Raw genomic sequence first — 19,864 nt, 5'->3', positions numbered from 1 at the left:
GTCAAAACGCCCCCTCGCGACGCAGGATGGCTCTGACTGTCTGGAACAGAATGACGACATCCAGCCACAGCGACCAGTTCCGGACGTAGAACTCGTCCAGGGCCATGCGCTCCTCGAAGGTCAGCGTATTTCTCCCCCGAACCTGCCACAAACCGGTCAGGCCCGGCTTGACCTGACAGATGATGGCGGCCATGGGCCCGAGCTTCCGGAGCTCCCGCGGCAGGTAGGGGCGCGGGCCGACCAAACTCATGTCGCCCTTGAGGACGTTCAGGATCTGGGGCATCTCGTCCAGGCTCCAGGTCCGGAGGATTTTCCCGATCCGCGTCACCCGGGGATCGTCGCCTCGAAGCTTCTGGAAGGTCTCCCATTCCGCGCGGGCTTCGGGATTGTCCCGGAGATAGCGCTCGAGCCGCGCATCGCCGTCCAGATACATGGACCGGAACTTATAGATTTTGAATTCCTTCCGGCCCCGGCCCAGCCGTTTCTGGGAAAAGATGACCGGTCCCCGGGAGTCGATCTTCAGGGCCGCCACAATGACCAGCCACAGGGGCGCAAGCAGAATCAGAAGCGCCAGACAGATCAAATGCTCGAAAGTCCTCTTGCCGGCCGTATTCCAGGGCTTGGCCAGATTCCGCGGCACGGACAGGGCCAGGACGTCGCCGAGTTCGTCGATTCTCACGCCGGCCGTAAAGACGTTGCCGATCGAAGGGACGATCTTGATCGTCTCGACGAAAGGTTCGCAGGCCTTGACGACCTGGAGCAATTCGTTCTGGCGGTTGTTGGAGAGAGCGATGACAGCGTCTTTCACATCGTACTCCCGGACGATGATCTCGAAATCGTCAATATGTCCGAGAACGGGCAAGTCCCCGCTCAGCTTTTCATCAATATTGCCTCCGGCCTCAGACAAAAATCCGGCGATCTTATATCCCAGTATTTCGTTTTTCAGAATTTCTCCGGCCACCCTCTGGGCCGACCGGCCCGTGCCCAGGATGACGACATTTTTCCGCCAGAGTCCGCTCCGGGCCAGGATTTTTTTGACCAGAAGCCGGGTTATGGGAAAAAGCCCAAGGCTCAGAAGCCAGGCCAGAATGATGACCGTCCTGGAAAACTTAGCATACGTCTGGAAGATGAAAACCGTGGTCATGATCAGAATGAAAGCCAGTGTCGCGCCTTCGATCAGGCGTCGCGTCTCGTCCCAGAAAGACAGCCTCCGCGTGTAGAGCTTCTCGAAGGCGAAGATCACGACCAAAAACACCGCGCCTTTGAAAAACCCCATTTGGAGCTGAACACCCAGGGGGACGGCCTCGAAATCGAAGGCGGGCAGCGCCGTCAAAACGCGGTCTCTCAGGAAGAAGCCGGCGATGAAGGAGACAAACAAAGCCAGGATGTCGCCCGTGACGATCACGGCCAGGCAGGCCATCTTGCGCAGAAGGGTTGCGGCCTGAGTCATCTGTTCACTTCCGGGGCCGCCCTTCGATCATCCAACGGACGAGAAAGACCAGAAATTCAGCATTGCCGAGGATATACCGCCGCCACATTCTCCGCGGCTCCTGGATCAACCTGAAAAACCATTCGAGCCCGGCTTTCTGCATCCACTGGGGAGCCCGCCTCAGACGGCCGGTGATGAAATCGAAGGCCGCCCCGACGCAAATCGTCGCCGGAACCCCCATGGCCTCCAGGTTTTGGGAGGCCCAGATTTCGCCCTTCGGCGACCCCAGCCCGATAAACAGCGCATCCGGGCAGGCCGACCGCACGGCCGCGATCGTCTTCCGGCATTCTTCCGCACTTTGCTCGAAATCCAGGGGAGGGGAAAAGACGCCGGCCATCGTCAAACCGGGATTGGCTTTCTCCAGAATCTCCGCGGCCCGGGCCGCGACACCGGGCATCGACCCCATAAGAAACGGCCGGTACCCCTTGGCTGCGGCCAGAGGGCAGAATGCCGGCAGGATGTCGGACCCGGCCACCCGGGCTTTCAGGCGCCGGCCGAGTAGCCTCGACAGCCAGATCAAAGGCACACTGTCGGGAAGAACGAGAGAGGCCGAGGCGTAGGCGGCACGGAAGTCGGCATCCTTGCGGATCAGGTTGATGTGCTGGACATTGGGCGTCACCACAAGAGCCGGGCCGCCTCCGGCCATGAGACGTTCGATCTCGGCCAGGGCACCCGCCATGTCCAGGTTGTCGATGGACACGCCCGGAAGATCGGCCCGGTTTCGGCGGGTCGGGAGAGGCTGTTCCGTCCTCCGACGCTTCCCGGCCGCAAGCTCGGCGAAAATCGTGCGAACATTTTCGACCATTCGCTCGGCCCGGAATCGGGTTTGGACGCCGGCCCGGCCCGCCGCCGCCAGTCTCGCCGCCAAACCGGGATCGTCGAGAAGCCGGCCGACGGCCGCCGCCAGGGCCGCGGGATCGCCCGGCGGCACGAGCAGGCCGTTTTCCAAGTGGACGACGATCTCCAGGACACCCCCCACGGAGGTCGCCACCACCGGTTTCCCCAGAGACATGGCTTCCAGGCTGGAGACGGAACTGCCTTCGGTGTAGGAATGCAGGAAGAAAACATCCAGCAAATGGACGGCGGGAATCGGATCCGTCCGCTCGCCGAGAAAAAGAACATTCCCGGCGACGCCGTTCTTCTCCGACAGCGCTTTCAACTCGTCCTCTTTTTCCCCCTTCCCGATGATCAGGAACCGGCACTCCGGATGATCCCTGAGAATGAGGGGAACGGCGGAGATCAGAATATCGAATCCCTTCTCCTTGACAAGCCTCCCGGCCGTTCCGATCAGAGGTCCGGTCCAACCCTCGCCGAAAAACGACCGGATGGCCTTCCTCTCCCTCTCGACATCCCTGTCCCGGCAAACCGGGTCGGGAACGGCATTGGAGACGGTGCGGATGCGGTCCGGACGAACATGGAAGTCGTCGATCAAATAGCGGCGCAGATCCTCGCTCACGGCGATGACTTGATCGCCCCAGGATGTCAGGCGCTTTTTCCCCTGGATCCGGCTGTGACAATGAAAGACCAGGGGAATGTTCAGGGATTTCGCCGCGAATCCGGCTAAAAACGTCGTCCAGCGGTGGTGGGAGTGGATGATCTCAATCTCCCGCTCCCGGCAGATCCGTCTCAGCCGGGCCATGAGCCCGGGAACCTGGAAAAGGTTTTTCCTATCCTGGTCGAGGGGGAGACGGACCAAGTCCGCTCCGGCTTCCCGGAAATCCTGATCGAAGGTGCCGCTTTCGGCCGCGACGACGACCCGGTCTCCCGCTTCCCTGAATCCCCGGCTTAAAGTGAGCATGATTCTCTCGGCGCCGCCGACGGACATTTTGGGATTGACCATCAGAATATTCATGGCGAAGCGATCCCAATCGTCCTGTAGACGTCGAGATAAGCGGCGCCGATCTCCGACCAGCGGAAGGCGGAAACCGTTTCCAGTCCCCCCTGCCTGAGGCGACGCCGGAGATCGGGATCGGCCGCAAGGCGCCTCACGGACGCGGCCAAAGCCGAAGCGTCGCCGGGAGGAACCAGGAGTCCGTTTTTTTCGTGAATGACGATATCGGGGATGCCGCCCGCGGCCGCGGCGACGACGGGCACTCCGACCGTCATGGCTTCGAGAAGGGCCGTGGGCAACCCCTCCATCCGGGAGGGTTGGACAAAAATATCGGCCTCGGCCAGGAGCCGGGGCACATCTTCGCGGATTCCGGTGAAAACAACTCGTCCGGTCAGTCCCGCCGCCTCACAGTCACGGACATAGCGGGCCGTGCTCCGGGCCGGACCGTCTCCGACGATTTTCAGATGGAAATCGAAATCCCCGGTCTTCGCCCATGTCTCCGCCGCCCGGATCAGCAGATCGACGCCCTTGACTGCGTTGACGTGGCCCACAAAAATGATTTGCGCCGGCGAGGCGCCCGTATCGAGACGCCGGTTGGATCCGGCATATTTTTCCAAGAAAGCGTCGTCGATCCCGTTCGGAACGTAAAACCCCTTCGCGTTGTCGCGGCTCATATAGTCCAGGTTTCCCCTGCAGACCGAAGTCACGGCGGCGGCTCGGACAATGATCGATCTTATCAACTTTTTGAATATCTTACCGCGAGCGTTGTGAAGGGTCAACTCGGCGCCGTGGGACGTGTAAATATACGGAACGTTCAGGAGCCGGCTCAGAATGCAGGCCAGAAGAGCCTGGGGGATGGCGCCGTGGGCATGGATCAGGCAGATCTTTTCTCTTGAGACGAGGGCGATCCCCGGTCCGATTCCCATAAGGACATAGAGCACGGCCCGGACGAACGGGATACTGTCCGGCCGGACAAGAGTCGGCAGATGCCGGGCCTCGAAGCCCGTTTTTCGAAAATAATCCCCCCGGCCGCATTCCCAATAAGTCAGGGCCACGGGCCGAAAACCCCGGCCGGCCAGAAATCGCCCCAAACTGTGGGCGTGACGGGAGACGCCGCATCTCTGGGGAGGCAAAGGGGCCAGGATCAGAACGGCCGGCGACGTCATGAGATGTTCCTCTCCAGCCGGAAATTTCGGACCGCCAGACCCCCGATCAACCAGAGATGGGTTTGAAAGAGCGGCAGGAGAAGCAGGTTTTCCGTGAACAGTCCGACGGCGGCCGTGACAACGGCCGCGAACAGGACTTTGCCGGCGGCCCGGCCTTGCTCCGTGCCGGCGGTCAAAATGCCGTTGGCCGTGTCCAGAAGCCATTTCAAATGAAAGATGATCAGGACCACGGCCGCGGCCAGCCCCGCCCCGCTCCAGATCATGAGATAGTCGTTGTGGGCGGCAAACCCCGGAAAGTGGCCGTAGAAGTGAAACGTTCCCACTCCCCGTCCGGAATACAGATTGGGGAGAGACGAGATCAGGTCTCCGGCCGTCTCCCGCCAGTGGATCCATCGCCATTGCAGAGATCCGGCCACCCGGGGCTCCTGGATCAGGGAAACGATTTTCTCCCTTAGGGGAGCGGCCAGGACGGCCAGGGCCAGGATCCCGGCCAGACCGAGGCTCAGTTTTTTGAGGTGCGACACCTTGATGCCGAAGAGAAGAAACGTCATACCGAAAGACAGGACCAGGCAGATCCAGGCGCCCCGCGTGAAGGTGAATGCCAGGCAGATAAGCGAAAGGGCAAGCGAGGAGACAACCAGGCGTTTTTTCCATCCGGTAAAAACGGGAAGGAAAAACCAGCCGGCGGCGATGAGCAGCACAAGGTAATAGGCGAAAACATTGGGATGAACATACAGGCTGTTGATCCGGTGGGGAACCTCGAGCCGGCTCAGGCGCGTCAACTGAAACAAGCCGACGGCCAGGGGTAAAAACGAAACCGCAAGCATCGTGAAGAAGGCTTTTATGATTTCCTCGCGGGCCAGGGCGAGGTTGACGACGACGAGCAGGATCAGAAACCAGAAGGCCAGTTTGGCAAAGGAGCTGACGGTGAGGGAGACATGCTCGGTCGTGAACACGGAGGCGCCGGCTGCAAGGAGAAAAAGAAGATACCAGAGAAAGGCGCCGCCCGGCAGCACGATTCTTTCCTTCTCCAGGACGAATTTCCGGAACATAAAAAGAACGAAGGCCGTGATGAAGAGATTGTTGATGAAAATGGGCAGCTTGAAGACGATGGAAAAGACGGCAATATTCGTATAGTAAAATCCGCCGATCAAAGGCTGGGCGACGATGAAGGCCCAGAGGAGCTGCTTGGGATCCTTCCAGGTCAGGATGAAGAAAGCCGCAACGGCGGCGAGAAGCGGCGCAAAGGTCCAGACGTTCCCAATCGCGATGGTCGATATCGCCGCGTCGTTCATGATCCCTCAGGTTACCGGGACGATCCCAAACCCCAGCGGATGAGAGCTCGGCAGGCCTCCCTTTCGCTTGCGGCCCGGCGCCTCATTCGAGGTTCGGCCGCAAGGCTTGAAACCGTCCAGACGGAAAATCTCAGCATAGAGGATACCACAATCAACACCCGTGCTGCAGCTGCAATCGGCGGCGTCCGGTGCTTGCGCAGGAAGGCGTAAAGCGACAGACGGGACCGCACCTCGGACGAGACGGGCGTCAACCCGGCGCTGCGGCCGCCCAGATGAACGATCCGGCAGCCGGGCAGGCAATAAAGCGTCCGGCCCTGCGCCGCAATCCGCCGGCACAGATCGATGTCCTCGGCATAGAAAGGGAGGTCTTCGTCGAGAAGTCCGACGCCGTCGAGCACGCGGCGCGGAATCATCATGGCCGCTCCCGGAAATCCGGGGACTTCGAGGACCTCTTTCCCGGCCCGCCCCCGGATCCTGTCTCTCCATCCCCGAACGGCCGCGGTCCAGCCGTCGGAGAAAAAACCCTTGACGAAAACGCCGCCGAGTCCGGGCAGGCTCCGGCCGAGGGATTGGACGGTTCCGTCCGCATTCACGACCATCGGACAGACCCCGCCCGCTTCGGGGCGGCCGTCGAGAAAACGGACCATGGCGCCGAGCGCGTCGCCGATCGTGCGCGTGTCGGGATTGAGAAACAGAACGTGGCGGCCCCGCGACTCCCGGACGCCCCGGTTGTTGGCGGGGGCGAATCCCTGATTGGCGGCGTTGCGGATGAGCCGGACGGCGGGGAAATCGCCGGAAACCATGTCCGGACTGCCGTCCGTCGAGGCGTTGTCGACCACAATGACCTCGACCTCAAAAGCAGCCCGGGGCGTCTCCCGGAAAATCGACGCCAGGCAGTCCCGCAGGAGATCCCGCGTGTTCCAGCTGACGACGATCACCGAGAGGTCGATGCCGCTCATTCCGCGAAGCCTCCCGCTTTCCGGAAACTCGCGACATATTGCAGGGCGAGGATATTTCTGAAAAGCCCGCCCGTCAAGACGTCGAACGGACTGCGTTTTTCGGCCGTCATCCGGAAAAAGCGGGACCGGGATCCGCTGACGGCGGCCAGGCGTTCCGTCGTGAAGCCGGCCTCCTCGAACATGCGGATGATGTCCTTCCGGGCGAAAAAGCGCAGGTGGTCCCGATCGAGAACCCCGCTGTCTTCGTAGGCCCATGTCCCGGAAACGACCAGGCTTTTGAGGACCCGCCAGTGGCGCACATTGGGCAGTCCGGCCACGAGACTGCCGCCGGGTCTCAAATAGCCGCGGAGCTTTCGCACGACCGCCCACGGGTCGCGCAGATGCTCCAGAACATCGGCACAGACGACGCAGTCGAAAGTTGCCTCGAACGGCAAATCCGCCGTTTCGACATCCGCGTGAAGAACCTTGTCGAGCCGGCTCTCGGCCCGGGCGGCGCGGCCGGCGTCGATTTCCACGCCGACGATCTCGCAGGACCGCCTCAATTTCAGCTCTCGGCCCGTCGCTCCGGCCCCGCAGCCGACGTCCAGAATCCGGACGGCGTCGCCGGGGATGAGGGCCAGGATATCGTCCTTCGGCGTGTCGCGGTATTTGTCGCCGACTTTCGTTTTTTCGGCCGTATTTCTCATGCTTTTTTCTTCCGGCTGAACATCTCTTCGACCAGGACGGCCGGCCTCATGCCGCGGAAAAAGCCGATGCCGCGCGACGACAGGACGGCCATCATCGCGGCGGCGACGCAGCATTCGGCGAGGAGATAGGAAAGGGCCGCTCCGACATGCCTGAAGGCCGGGATCAGGATGATGCCCAGAACCAGGCTGACGGCGCCGCCGGCCAGGATGGAAAACGCGTACTCCCGGGCCATGTTGAAGGTCAGCAGGGTCTGGACGCCGAACACGTTGCTCATGCCGATAATGATGAAAGCGAAGGAAAAGATTTTCAGGACGACGGCGGCGCCCGTGAATTCAGGACCGTAGATGAGCCGGATCAGGGGACCGGAAAGAAGGAAGGCGGCCAGAGCCGCCGGGACGGCGACGGCCATGGTGACGAGGAAGGCCTTGTGGACGAGCCGCAAGGTTTTTTGCCGGTCGGCGTTTCGGGCGGCCTCGCGGGAGATGTGGGGATAGAGGGTCTGGCCGACCTGGCCCTGAAGCCCGATTCCGGCGTAATAGAGCTTTTCGGCCGCCGCATAAAACCCGACATAGAGATCGCCCGCGAAAAAGCCGAGGAGGATCGGCGGGACCTTGGTGTAGAGGCCTGAGGAGATGTTCGACAGAAACAGGACGAACGACCGGCTCAGCACCCGGCGGATTTCCGGCAGATCCGGAAGCCGGAAGGCGACTTTGAACGTGAGGAGGACGACGCCGACGCCGGCCAGGCCAATCATGATCTGGGAGAGTGAATGGAGAAGGGGGACATAGACATAGTGGGACGGCTCGCGGATGAGAGTGAAGACCGCGGCCGTGTAGAGAATGCGGACGGCAAAATGGCTGAGGGCGATGTAGCCCATTCTTTCGACGCCCTGGAAAAACCACAGGGGAAGCAGGATGTCCCCGACGACATATCCGAAAGTAAAGGCCAGGAGAAGGATTTCGGCTTGGAATCTGGGAACCGCGGCTAAAAGCAACGCGAACAGGACAAGGGCGACAAGACCCAGAAAGATCCGGGCGTAAAAAATGGACCAGAAGACGCGGCGAAGACGTTCGGGTTCCTCGCGGGCTGCGGCGATTTCCCTGGGGCCGTAGAGATTGAAACCGAAAACGCTGAGCATGATGAAATAGGCGACGACCGCCTGGGCGAAGGCGACGGCCCCGAATTTTTCGACACCGATGACCCGGGCCAGATAGGGCAGGACGATCAGGGGGAGGATGTAGTTGGCAACCTGGACGGAGGCCAGGGAAAAGAAATTCTTGATCAGGCGTTGCTTGGCCACATCCAAACCCTCATGCTTTGTCTTCGCGTGTCATATCCCCGAGGCGGCCGTAAGGTCCGGATTCAGCCTTGAGCCGCGCGCTTTCCGATCTCGATGAAAACGGCCGGAAAAAACGACAGAAGAAACCCCAGCGCCGCACCCAGGATGACGGAGGCCGGACTCCGATGGCTCACGGGTCGCGAGAGCGTGGACGGCGACGTGAGGAGATGGGCGCGGATGGCGCCGGCTTCAATATCCGCCTGCCGAGCCCGGGTGGCCGAGATCTTCGACAGTTCGTTGCGGAGCGATGCGACGCGGGATTCGAGTCGGCCGCGCTGATCGACGATTTCGGCGATTTTGCGGTTCAGGTCTTCGCGCAGCATTCTTTCGGACTTGACGCTTTCGGCATGGGTGCCAGCCATCATGGCGTGGGCCAGAATCAGGTTGGAGACGGTTTGTTCTTCGCGTGCGGCATCGGGGTCGCTCCGGCCGGTCAGGGCCGTCTGCCGCTCTTCGAGTCCGGCGATTTTTCCCTCGATCCCGCGGATCTTTTGAGACAGAGTGTTTTCCTCGTCGAGTGAGACCCGGGCACGGCTTTCGGCATCACGCCGCTCCCGCTCCAGGGCCAGGATGTCGCGTTCGGTTTTGCGGATCCGAGCCTCCAGGGTGGAAGCCTTGGTGTCGAGCTCGAAAAACACGGACTCGGCGGCCGCCAACTTCGCATCCAGCATGTTGTTCTGGTCGGTCTCCAGGATTTGGAGAAGTGCGGTCAGGGCGAGTTTGGAATTCTTAATGTCCGTGTCCTGGAGGTGAAACCGCACCTGGTTCGTTCCTTTGATTCGGGCGACGTGAAACCGGGGGATGCGTTCTATGGGCAGGCCGCCTTTTTTGGAGACATAGGGATCGAACTCGCGGTTTTCGAGCTGGTTGACCAGACTCGGGAAGGAGTGGACCATGGTGTTTATGATTTCGCCTTTTTCGTTGGCAGCCGTAATGCGCGCCGGATAGAAGACCGCCTCGATCTCCCAGGTGCGGGGACGGGCGAATAAGAAAACGGCGGCGGCCAGGGCACCGATGAGGGTCGCGGCGGCAATCGGCTTTTTATTCTTGCGGAGGACGGCCGCAAGATCGACGATTCCGATTTCATAATCGTTCATGGGGTTTCATGGTCATACCACACATGCCGCAAATCTGTCAATTTTACGGTGGCCGCGGGGGGGCCCCGGGGCGGACCTTGCGATCCCGGGAAGGTCTGATTATAATACCGGGACATCGATACTGCGGAAAAAACAGGAGACGCCATGAATATTCTCATCACCGGCATCACGGGTTTCGCCGGAAGCCATCTGGCCGAATACATCCTCGAACACCACCCGGAGGCCGGGGTTCACGGCATCGTGCGCTGGCGGAGCCGCATGGACAACATCCTCGGCATCCGCAACCGCATCCGGCTTCACGAGGCGGATATCAAGGATCTCGTCTCGCTGACCGCGGTGCTGTCCGAAGTCCGGCCGGAGCGCATCTTTCACCTGGCGGCGCAGAGCTTTGTGCCGGCGTCCTGGAAACTTCCGGCCGAGACCTTCGCCATCAACGCCGTGGGGCAGATCAACCTGCTCGAGGCCATGCGGACGGCGGCGCCGGAAGCGCGCATCCAGATCGCCGGGTCCAGCGAGGAGTACGGACACGTCAATGAGAACGAAACCCCGATGAAGGAAACCAACCCGCTGCGGCCGCTGAGCCCGTATGCGGTGAGCAAGGTGGCCCAGGATCTTCTCGGCTATCAATATTTCAAGAGTTACGGGCTGCACGTCGTCCGGACGCGGGGCTTCAACCACACCGGACCGCGGCGGGGCGATGTCTTCGTGACGTCGAGTTTCGCGAAACAGGTCGCCGAGGCGGAGAATGGGCGGCGCGAGCCCGTGATTCACGTCGGGAACCTCGATGCCCGGCGCGATTTCACGGACGTCCGGGACATGGTGCGGGCTTACTGGCTGGGGCTTGAGAAATGCGAGGCGGGAGAGGTCTATAACATCGGATCGGAACGGGCCTGGACCGTGCGGCAGGTTCTGGACATCCTGCTCGGGTTGACGAAGACCAAGCTCGAAGTCCGGACCGACCCGGACAGGCTGCGGCCGTCGGACGTTCCCATTCTGCTTGCGGATGCCTCGAAATTCCAGGCAGCGACCGGTTGGAAGCCGATCATTCCCTTCGAGAAAACGCTGGAGGATCTGCTCGATTACTGGCGGGGGATCGTTTGAAGCGAAGGCACATGCCCTCTAGCGCCGGGACGAGGTGACGTCGTGGCGGCGACAACGAAAACGCGCGTTCTCATGACCGGAGCGACCGGGTTTGTCGGCCGCCATTTGATGAGGGAGCTGGACGGCGGGACGTTCGAGATGGCGGGGACGTCCTTTCCCGAGGCGCCGGCGGAGGGTGTCGGGAACATCGTCCGGCTGGATTTGAGAGACCGGCGCGATCTCGACGGCTTTGTGCGGGAGGTCAAGCCCGAGTGGGTCTTCCATCTGGCGGCGGTTTCCAATGTGGGGGCATCGTGGGAGCGGCGCGAGGAGACCTTCGACACGAATCTGACCGGGACCTTCAACCTGTTCGAATCAGTCCGGCGGCATGTGCCGGAATGCCGGGTGCTTTATGTGAGCTCATCGGACGTTTACGGCATCGTCACGGAGAAGGGCAAGATACTGACGGAGGACGAGCCGGCCCATGCGGTCAACCCCTACGCTTATACGAAAGCGGCCGGGGAAATGCTGGCCCGGTTTTACGCCGAGGCGGATCGGATCGGTGCCGTCATCGTGCGGCCGTTTCCCCATACCGGGCCGGGTCAGACCGAGGACTTTGTGTGCTCGGATTGGGCAAGGCAGATCGTCCGGATCGAGAGGGGGGAAAGCGAGCCGGTGATCGCCGTCGGCAACCTGGATGTACGGCGCGATTTCAGCGATGTGCGCGACATCGTCCGGGCTTATCGGATGCTTTTGGAAAAAGGGCGGGCCGGGGAGATCTATAACGTGTGCTCGGGACGGGCGGTTGCGCTGCGCGAGATCATGGAGATGCTGCTGCGGCAGGCCGCACTGCCGGGTCCCGGGATGACGATCGGCGTCGAGGTCGATTCGGCGAAACTCCGGAAAATCGATGTTCCTCTACTGGTTGGATCAAACGCCAAGATCCGCCGCGAGACGGGTTGGGGGCCGGAAATCCCCCTGGAGCGCACCCTCTCCAACCTCCTCTCCTTCTGGCGCTCTGCTTTGGCTGCTGGATATTACAGATAACAAAAGAATTACAGCTAAAAAGGGTCTTTTTGGGGGGAGTTTTTTTGTATTTTATTTATAATCAGTAATATCCAGCAGCCAAAGCAGCGTTCCAAGAGACGGCGAGGGCGCGGTCGCCTTCGGGGGTGGGGTGAACGTCAGCCGGGCGCAGGAGCTCGGGGCGCTCGGCGAACACGGCGTGATTGTCGACAAGCGTCAGGCCCCGCTCGACGGCCAGGGCGCGCAGGGCCGGGTTGATCTCTCCCTCGACCCGGGGCCCGGATTCCGATGTGAACGGCCAGGACGTGCCTTCGGGAACATGCGGAATCGTTCCCAAAAAGATCGCCGGCGGCCTCCCCGCTCTCGACCGGAACTCGGCGAAGAGGTCGAGGATGGCCCTCATGTTGCGTTCGAAAGCCTCAAGCGGCGTGTGATCGCCGTCCATCCGGATGTCGTTCGTTCCGAGTTGAAGGAGGACGACATCCGGACGCACGGCTTTGAGGCGGGGAAGCTCTCGGCGCATGAAGGCCAGGTATTCGCCGCTCGTGTGCCCGCTTTTTCCCTCGTTGATGACGCGCACCGTTTTCCCCTCGGATCTCAACATGCGATTCAGAAAACGCGGATAGCCGTGCTCGGTGATGCTATCCCCGGCGCAAAGGATGATCGTCCCGGCGGGCCGCCTGGCGCAGGACGTGCCGAGCGTCACCAGAAGAGCAATTGCGAAAAGCGCTGATATTGAAATTGCTTTCATCTTGAGGGTCTCCCGAATTTCATTTCTATAATACCAATCCTGCCCCATTTTGTCTCTTTCATTAAAGCCAAGCAACCTCATCAAAGGCCCATAGAAAGACAGATTATTCTAAACTGATGAATTTTTCTAATTTATTTATTATCTTTGGTTTTCCAAAGCCAAGCAGCCTCATAAACAAGAGGGAGGACGAGGAGTGTCACGAGGGTTGAGGTCGCAAGCCCCCCGACGACCACGGTGGCCAGTGGCCGCTGAATCTCGGCGCCGACGCCCGTCGCTACAAGAAGCGGCAGCAGCCCGAAAATCGTGGTCAGCGTGGTCATCAGCACCGGACGGATCCTGGCCTCGACGCCCCGCAGCACGGCCTCGCTCCGGCGCATCCGCCCCTCCAGATGCTTGAAGTGCGACATCAAAACCAGCCCGTCCTGCAGGGCGATGCCGAAGACGGCGATGAAGCCGATCGATGCGGGAACACTGAGATACGCCCCCGCGATCTTCAGCGCGAGCACCCCGCCCGTCAGCGCCAACGGGATGTTGATCATGATCACCAGAACCTCGCGGAACGACGAAAAGGCCGCAAACAAAAGAAGCGCCACGAGAGCCAGCGTGATCGGCATGACGACCATCAGCCTGCGGTTGGCCTTCTGCTGCAGCTCGAACTGCCCTCCCCAGGCCACCGCATATCCGGGCGGCGTCTTGACCCGGTCCTCGACCAGCCGCTGCGCCTCGGCCACGAACCGGCCGATGTCCCGGCCCCGGACGTTGGCCTGCACCGTGATGAACCGGCGGTTGTTTTCGCGCTGGATCTGGCGCGGTCCCACGCCCTCCCGGATCTCGGCCAGCGCCCTCAGGGGAATTCGCCCTCCCCCTTCCCCCGGCAGACCGATAAGCAGCCCGCCGATGCTTTCGACATCGCTCCGATAGCGGTCGGCATAGCGCAGGAAAATGTCGAATTTCCTCTGCTCCTCGTAGACATGGCCGAGCACGACGCCGCCGACCGCCGCCTCGACGGTCTCCTGAATCTCCCGGATATTGAGGCCGTAGCGGGCCACCGCCTCCCGGTCCAGAACAACGCTGATATGATTCTGCCCCGTAAACTGCTCCACCTGGACATCCCGGCCGCCCGGGACGTGCTCGAGAATCTCCTGGATCTGCGCCGCCGCCTGCCGGAGCACATCGAAGTCCTCGCCGTAGATCTTGACCGCAACCTGCGCTTTGACCCCGGTCACGAGCTCGTCAAGATTATGAGCGATGGGCTGGGTCAGGTTGACCGCAACCCCGGGAAAACGCTCGAGGCGCCACCCGATCTCCTCGGACAGCTCCTCGCGGCTTCGCGCCTTTCCCCTTTCCGCCGCGATATACATCTTCACGTCGTTCACGAAATGGGCGTGTGACCCGACATCCCCCCGCCCGATCTGCGTCAGCACTCCGCCGACGCCAGGAACGGTCAGGATTTCCTTCTCCATGGCCGTCGCCAGTTCCACCGATTGTTCGAGACTGATATTCGGATCCAGGGTAGCCATCAGAAGCAGCGTGCCCTCCTCGAGGGTCGGGATATACTCCCGCCCCAGAAAAGGAAACAACACCGCCCCCGCCGCGAAAACCGCCGCCGTCACAACAAAGACCATCCGTTTCCGCCGCCGGCAGGATTCGAAAAACGGCATGTAGGCCTTCTTCACCGCCCTCAAAACGGCCGGCTCCCGCACCTCGCCCCGCTTCCTCTTCAGAATGATGAACGCCAGCGCCGGCGCAACGGCCAGCGTGAAAAGAAGTGATCCGGCCATGGCCGTCGATACCGTGACCCCCATCGGCCGGAACATCACGCCCTCGACCCCCGTCAGCGTAAAGATCGGCAGAAAAACGAGGATGATGATGGCCACGGCGAAAAAGAGCGGCCGGGCCACTTCGCGCCCGGCGTCCAGAATGACCGCGGCCCGGTCGCCCGTCTCCGACTGCAGGCGGCTGTGGGCGTTTTCGACGAAGATGATGGCCGCATCGACAAGCAGGCCGATGGCCACGGCCAGACCCCCGAAAGACATGAGGTCGGCCGGCAGGCGCAACAAATGCATCCCGATGAAGGCGAAGAGAATGGAAAACGGCAGGGCCAATACGGCCGTGACCGCCGTCCTCAGCTCGCCCATGAACACGAACAGTACGACAACGACGAGCAGCATGCCCAGGATGAGATTGTTCGAAACCGTCTCGAAACATTTCCGGACCAGGCCGGCCTGATTGTAGAACGGCACGATTTCCATGCCGGGGGGAAGGATGCGGTTGATTTCGGCCACCCGGTTTTCGATGCTTTCGATGAGGCGGGCCGTGTTGGCGCCGAAGAGCTTGAGGACCATGCCCGTCACGCGCGGGCCCTTGCCGTCGACGAGCGCCTCGCCCCTTTTTATGGCCGGGAGAATCCGGACCTCGGCGACGTCGCGGAGATAGACGGGCGTCCCGCCCTCGGCCGAAACGACGATCCGGCCGAGATCGTCCAATCCGCCGACGAGGCCCAGGCTGCGGACGACGTACTCCTCGGGCCCGCGGGTGATGAAGCTCGCCCCCACGTTCCGGTTGTTGCTCCGGACGGCATCAGCGACCTCGGACAACTGCAGGCCGTATTTCAGCAGAGCGTCGGGATCGACGAGAATGTGGAACTGCTTGACATCACCGCCGAAGCTCAAAACTTCTGTGACTTCGGGCACGGCCTTGAGCTCGAAGCGGACGATCCAGTCCTGGGACGTGCGGACGTCGATGAGCGGGGCGTCTCCGCCCTCCAGGTAATAGAGATAGACCAGCCCAAGCCCGGTGGCGATAGGCCCGAGCACGGGCCGCCCGGCCTGATCGGGCAGATCCTCGACGGCTTCGAGGAGCCTCTGAGAGACGAGTTGGCGGGCCCAGTAGATGTCGGCGCCGTCCTCGAAATAGACGCTGACGATGGACAGCGCGAAGGTCGAAACCGAGCGGATGGTTTGAACCCGGGGCAGGCCGGACATGACCGACTCCATTGGGTAGGAAATGAAGCGCTCCACCTCCTCGGGGGCCATGCCCTCGGCCTCGGTGAAGACCTGGACGAGGGTCGGCGAGGCGTCGGGGAAAACATCGATGGACAGGCGCCGGTAAGAGGCATAGCCGAGGGCCAGGACGGCCAGCGCGGCCGGCACGACAAACAGCCTGTGCTCCAGTGAGAAACGGATGATCCGGGCGATCATGATGCCTCAGTGGACGTGGCCGTGCTCGGCGAACGAGGCCTTGGCCGCCTCGGTTTTCAGGGCGAAGGCGCCGCGGACCGCAATCCGCGTTCCCGGCTTCAAGCCCTTGCGGATTTCGGTCCAGCCGCCTCCCGACTCGCCGGCCTCGACGTGCCGGACCGCGAACGTGACGTCGTTTTCGGCGACGAATACGACCCTTTCGCCGTCCAGATTCTGGACGGCCTCCGAGGGCACGGCCGTGACTCTCTCCCCGCCCTCCACGTCGACTTCGCCCTGGACATACATGTTGGGCCGGAGGAGGCCCTCGTTGTTCACGACCTCGGCCCGCACCTTGGCCGTCCTGAGCTTTTCGTCGATGACGTCGGCGACGATGCGGACGACGCCGGCGAATTCCCGGCCGGGGAAAACCGCCGACCGGACGGCAACCCGGGCGCCGGGTTGCAGATGGCGCAGGTCGGTTTCGTAGGCGTCAAGAAGGACCCAGAGCATCCGGAGATCGGAGACCGTAAATAAAACCTTATCGGGTCCGATCCGCTCGCCGACGACGGCGTCGCGAAAAATGACGCGACCGGCAACGGGGGATGTGACGGACAGGTTGGGATCGACGAGTTCGCAGAGCCAGTCGTCGCGGTCCAGGTCGTCGCACTCCTTGAGCCAGGCTTCTATGTCCTTATGTTCCAGGCCGTAGGAATGGAGCTTCGAACCCAGGACGCCGAATTCCGTGGCCGCATCCTCGAATTCCGCCTCTCGCCGCAGAAACTCCCTCTGCTCAATGGCGTTGTCGGCGACAAGCAGGCGGGCCCGCTCGACCTCGAGCCGGGCCAGGTTGAACCGGGCCCGGGCCCGCAGAAAGTCCGAGCGGTCGCGGGCGAATTCGGGGGAATTGACGACGGCCAGGGTCTGGCCCCTGCGGACGTCGCGGCCCAGGTCGGTCGCGACGGAGACGATCGTTCCGGCGGCGAGCGAGGACACCTGGGCGGTGCGGTTGAGATCCAGCCCGACCGTTCCGGTCATGCGGACCGCGACGGGGATTGTCATCTCGGAGGCAACGCCGATTTCGATTCCCCATTCCTTCTGTTTTTCGAGCGGGACATCGACGTGAATGTGGTCGTGCTTCGCCTCCTCATGGGCGGGATCGCCGGCCGGAGCGGCGGCCCGGCGTTCGCCCGGACCGCAGCCGGCCAGACTCAGCGCTGCGGCGAGTATCCATATGCTTTTCATGTTTTTCATGGTCGGGTTTCTCCTCGTGCCGTGCGGATTCCCAGGGTTTTTTCAAGCCCGGCTTTGTCGGCCTGCCACTGGAGCAGAGCCTCCTCGTAGTCGCGGAGGATGGAGAGATGCGTCCGTCGCGAATCGAGATAATCGAGAAGAGAGAGCTCCCCCTGCCGGTAGCTCACCTCGGCGATGCGCAGGCTTTCGTCGGCCTGCGTCAAAAGGCCGCCGAGAAAAAGGCCCAGGGTGCGGGCCGTAAGCCTCAAGCCGGCGACCCGGGTCCGGATGTCGGCGGCGACCCGGATCTTGACGGCCTGCAGGGCGTTTTCGGCGGCCAGGACGAGCCCGGCCGCTTCGGCGGTTTCGCGCGATCCGAAATTCCAGAGCGGGATTTCGAACGACAGACCGAAACCAGCTTTCCGGCCGTCCATCTCTTCGCCGGCGAAACCGGACAAGACGGGATCGGGCAGCCGTTGCCAGCGGACCGCGCTCCAGCGATTGCGGGCGGCCGCGGTTTCGCTTTCCTTGACCAGGACAAGCGGGTGGGAGAGAACGGCGCCGGTCAGAAGCGCCGCCTCATCGACATCTTCGGGTTCATAGACCAGGTCACCTGCCGTTTCGTACTCCGGAGGGAGGACGCCGCCGAGAAAATCGTTCAGGGCCTCGCGGGCCAGTTGGAGGTCGACTTCGACGCGATGAAGGACGTTCTTGGCGCGAAGCGCCTCGACTTCGATCTTGAGGGCTTCGAGTTCCCGGCTTTCGCCGAGATCGACGCGGCGACGGATGAGCGACAGCATGTCGTCGAGGGAGGCGGCGTCGCTTCGGGCGATGTCCATCAAGCGGCGAAAATGGAGGATGCGGGCGAACAATATTTTGATTTCGGAGACCAGAGCGGCCTCCTCGGCGTGAAGGTCGTGTTCGGCGGCCAGCCAGTCGCTTTCCATGGCCCGGATGCGGTGCGTTCTTTTGACCGGGTTTTCGAGGGGCTGGCTCAGGGAGACTCCGCCGATGCGAACAGACTCCGTCGAAGATCGGGGCCGTCCTTCTCCGGTCTCGACTCCGAGCGTCGGATTGTGCAGGAGACGGGAGGCCTCATAGGCCGCTTTGCGGGACTTGACGGCCTCGCGTTTGGATTGAAGGTCCGGGTTGTTTTCGAGGCCCGCGGCGACGACGGCATCGAGAGTGAAGATGCCGCGGACGGACGGGGCATCGCCGGACTTGAGGTGCGCGGGTGCGAGAGCGGCCAGACTCAAGACCGCCGCCAGAATCGGGATCTCTTTTCTCATCGCAGCCTCCTGAATGCCGTATTATAACATCCCTGCGCCCCGCTGAAGCCTCCTTGCTGAGGATAATAAGGTGCAACGAAGCCGACGCGGTAAGATCGGCACGCCCGAAGGGGTCCGCACAGCTTCCGAGCCGGGGCTGTACGCGAGTCGAACCGGCTGCAGATGCAAGGCGCGATCTTGACATCGTTCAAGTGAGAGGTATGATTCTCCGTAAGGGCCGAAAGGTTTTCATGTTGTCATTTGTACCGGGTTTTTTAAGAAGCAAAAGATGATCCATTGGACCATAAAAAAATTCCTTGAGAAAGTATTTTTAAGTCGGAGAGGGGGTTACATTGACAAACGTTTTTTGGAAAAAATCAATAAACAGCATGTCAAAACGATATTTGAGGTAGGGGCACGATTTGGAGATGAATCTATAAATCTTTCAAATGCTTACCCGAATGCCGCCATTTACTGTTTCGACCCGAACCCGTTAACTCATCAACAGTGTGAAAAAAATCTTGTCGGATTTAAGAATATTCATTTCTATAAGTATGCCCTTGGATCAGAAGAGAAATCACAAATATTTTATCCCTATCTTGTCGATAACAACCCAGGCGCAAGCAGTTTTTTAAAGAGAATTGACTTCGAGAAAACGCAACACCTTGAGGGCTTGGAAGTTCAAATACGGACAGCAAAAAATGTCATGCAAGAGTTAGGTATCGTCGAGGTTTCTCTGTTATGTATGGATGTCCAAGGCTTCGAGCTGGAGGTCTTAAAAGGATTCGGAGATTGCCTAAGGAAAATTCAATACATCATCATGGAAGAACCGGCACTAAAACCGTCGGAACGTTACCTTGAAAAAGGTTTGCACTCTAAATATATTGGGGCGCCAAGCCAAGAGGAAATTAGGCAATATATGAATCAAAATGATTTTTTTGAGGTTGTGAGACTCAAAGAAAACAAAATTGAAGATAATGTTCTCTATGAGCACAGAGAATCAATTCGTTAAAACTCACATCGGCGTTATGACGGGCAGCTTTCGAGCCGGGGCTGTGCGGAAAAAGCGCACAGTTCCGGCGCCAGACGGAGGCTGGCTTATTCACGAGTCGAGACGGCTGTAGATGCAAGGCGCGCAGGGTGAAGCGTGTGATGCGGCCCGATCGGCGCATATAAGGGGGACGCGGAAGCTGTGCGCGTGTCGAGGTTGCCGTAGCGATGAGGAGCGGACTGCGCAGGCGTAGTTGAGCTACGTCGAGCAGGCCGCGGTGAAATCGATGCGGTAAGATCGGCACGCCCGAAGGGGAAAAAGCGCCCAGTTCCGGCGCTAGACGGAGGCTGGCTTATTCACGAGTCGAGACGGCTGCAGATGCAAGGCGCGCAGGGTGAAGCTGTACTCCCGGTACTGCGAACCCTGCGCAACGCAGCAGATGCAGCTGGATCGGCTCGCCCGGAGGGTAAAAATAC

At 61.1% G+C, this 19,864-nt stretch carries 15 protein-coding genes; 3 read left to right on the top strand and 12 right to left on the bottom strand.

Annotated elements, in window-relative coordinates:
- Nucleotide 1: 1 nt before the first annotated feature.
- The 8 genes from wbaP to SCM96_09580 all read right to left on the bottom strand — a co-directional run bounded on the left by wbaP (nucleotide 2) and on the right by SCM96_09580 (nucleotide 9,863).
- Complete coding sequence (gene wbaP, locus SCM96_09615; GenBank protein ID MDW7760882.1) at nucleotides 2–1,450, bottom strand: undecaprenyl-phosphate galactose phosphotransferase WbaP; 1,449 nt, start codon at nucleotides 1,448–1,450, stop codon at nucleotides 2–4.
- A 4-nt stretch (nucleotides 1,451–1,454) separates the two neighbouring features.
- On the bottom strand, nucleotides 1,455–3,341 hold the full coding sequence (locus SCM96_09610) for a WecB/TagA/CpsF family glycosyltransferase (GenBank protein ID MDW7760881.1): 1,887 nt from the start codon (nucleotides 3,339–3,341) through the stop codon (nucleotides 1,455–1,457).
- The gene (locus tag SCM96_09605; GenBank protein MDW7760880.1) at nucleotides 3,338–4,486 is read right to left on the bottom strand and encodes a glycosyltransferase; all 1,149 of its coding nucleotides are present in this window, start codon (nucleotides 4,484–4,486) and stop codon (nucleotides 3,338–3,340) included. Before SCM96_09605 ends, SCM96_09610 begins: the two co-directional genes overlap by 4 nt.
- Nucleotides 4,483–5,781, bottom strand: coding sequence for a hypothetical protein (locus SCM96_09600; protein ID MDW7760879.1), 1,299 nt, complete (start codon nucleotides 5,779–5,781; stop codon nucleotides 4,483–4,485). The genes SCM96_09605 and SCM96_09600 overlap by 4 nt, the downstream gene beginning before the upstream one ends.
- A gap of 11 nt (nucleotides 5,782–5,792) precedes the next feature.
- Nucleotides 5,793–6,740, bottom strand: coding sequence for a glycosyltransferase family 2 protein (locus SCM96_09595; GenBank protein ID MDW7760878.1), 948 nt, complete (start codon nucleotides 6,738–6,740; stop codon nucleotides 5,793–5,795).
- On the bottom strand, nucleotides 6,737–7,426 hold the full coding sequence (locus SCM96_09590; GenBank protein MDW7760877.1) for a class I SAM-dependent methyltransferase: 690 nt from the start codon (nucleotides 7,424–7,426) through the stop codon (nucleotides 6,737–6,739). The genes SCM96_09595 and SCM96_09590 overlap by 4 nt, the downstream gene beginning before the upstream one ends.
- Entirely contained in the window at nucleotides 7,423–8,727 is a 1,305-nt protein-coding gene (locus SCM96_09585; protein MDW7760876.1) for a flippase, read from the bottom strand. The genes SCM96_09590 and SCM96_09585 overlap by 4 nt, the downstream gene beginning before the upstream one ends.
- 62 nt (nucleotides 8,728–8,789) lie before the next feature.
- On the bottom strand, nucleotides 8,790–9,863 hold the full coding sequence (locus tag SCM96_09580) for a Wzz/FepE/Etk N-terminal domain-containing protein (GenBank protein MDW7760875.1): 1,074 nt from the start codon (nucleotides 9,861–9,863) through the stop codon (nucleotides 8,790–8,792).
- A 144-nt stretch (nucleotides 9,864–10,007) separates the two neighbouring features.
- Between SCM96_09580 and SCM96_09575 the strand changes: the two genes are divergently transcribed.
- Entirely contained in the window at nucleotides 10,008–10,964 is a 957-nt protein-coding gene (locus SCM96_09575) for a GDP-mannose 4,6-dehydratase (protein MDW7760874.1), read from the top strand.
- Between the two features lie 42 nt (nucleotides 10,965–11,006).
- Entirely contained in the window at nucleotides 11,007–11,990 is a 984-nt protein-coding gene (locus tag SCM96_09570; GenBank protein ID MDW7760873.1) for a GDP-mannose 4,6-dehydratase, read from the top strand.
- Nucleotides 11,991–12,051: 61 nt separating this feature from the next.
- On the opposite strand, the gene SCM96_09565 is transcribed toward SCM96_09570, so the two are convergent.
- The 4 genes from SCM96_09565 to SCM96_09550 all read right to left on the bottom strand — a co-directional run bounded on the left by SCM96_09565 (nucleotide 12,052) and on the right by SCM96_09550 (nucleotide 18,418).
- A complete protein-coding gene (locus SCM96_09565; GenBank protein MDW7760872.1) occupies nucleotides 12,052–12,720 on the bottom strand; it encodes an SGNH/GDSL hydrolase family protein in 669 nt (222 codons plus the stop codon).
- Nucleotides 12,721–12,851: 131 nt separating this feature from the next.
- Nucleotides 12,852–15,920, bottom strand: coding sequence for a CusA/CzcA family heavy metal efflux RND transporter (locus SCM96_09560; protein ID MDW7760871.1), 3,069 nt, complete (start codon nucleotides 15,918–15,920; stop codon nucleotides 12,852–12,854).
- A gap of 6 nt (nucleotides 15,921–15,926) precedes the next feature.
- Entirely contained in the window at nucleotides 15,927–17,150 is a 1,224-nt protein-coding gene (locus SCM96_09555; GenBank protein MDW7760870.1) for an efflux RND transporter periplasmic adaptor subunit, read from the bottom strand.
- Complete coding sequence (locus tag SCM96_09550; protein ID MDW7760869.1) at nucleotides 17,147–18,418, bottom strand: TolC family protein; 1,272 nt, start codon at nucleotides 18,416–18,418, stop codon at nucleotides 17,147–17,149. The genes SCM96_09555 and SCM96_09550 overlap by 4 nt, the downstream gene beginning before the upstream one ends.
- A 268-nt stretch (nucleotides 18,419–18,686) precedes the next feature.
- On the opposite strand from SCM96_09550, the gene SCM96_09545 reads away from it, so the two are divergent.
- Entirely contained in the window at nucleotides 18,687–19,409 is a 723-nt protein-coding gene (locus SCM96_09545; protein ID MDW7760868.1) for an FkbM family methyltransferase, read from the top strand.
- Nucleotides 19,410–19,864: the final 455 nt, after the last annotated feature.

The organism is Acidobacteriota bacterium (assembly GCA_033549365.1).
Lineage (GTDB): Bacteria > Acidobacteriota > Aminicenantia > Aminicenantales > Saccharicenantaceae > JAWSUF01.
The sequence above is the reverse complement of the archived record's forward strand: the minus strand, read 5'-3'. Positions and strand labels throughout refer to the sequence as shown.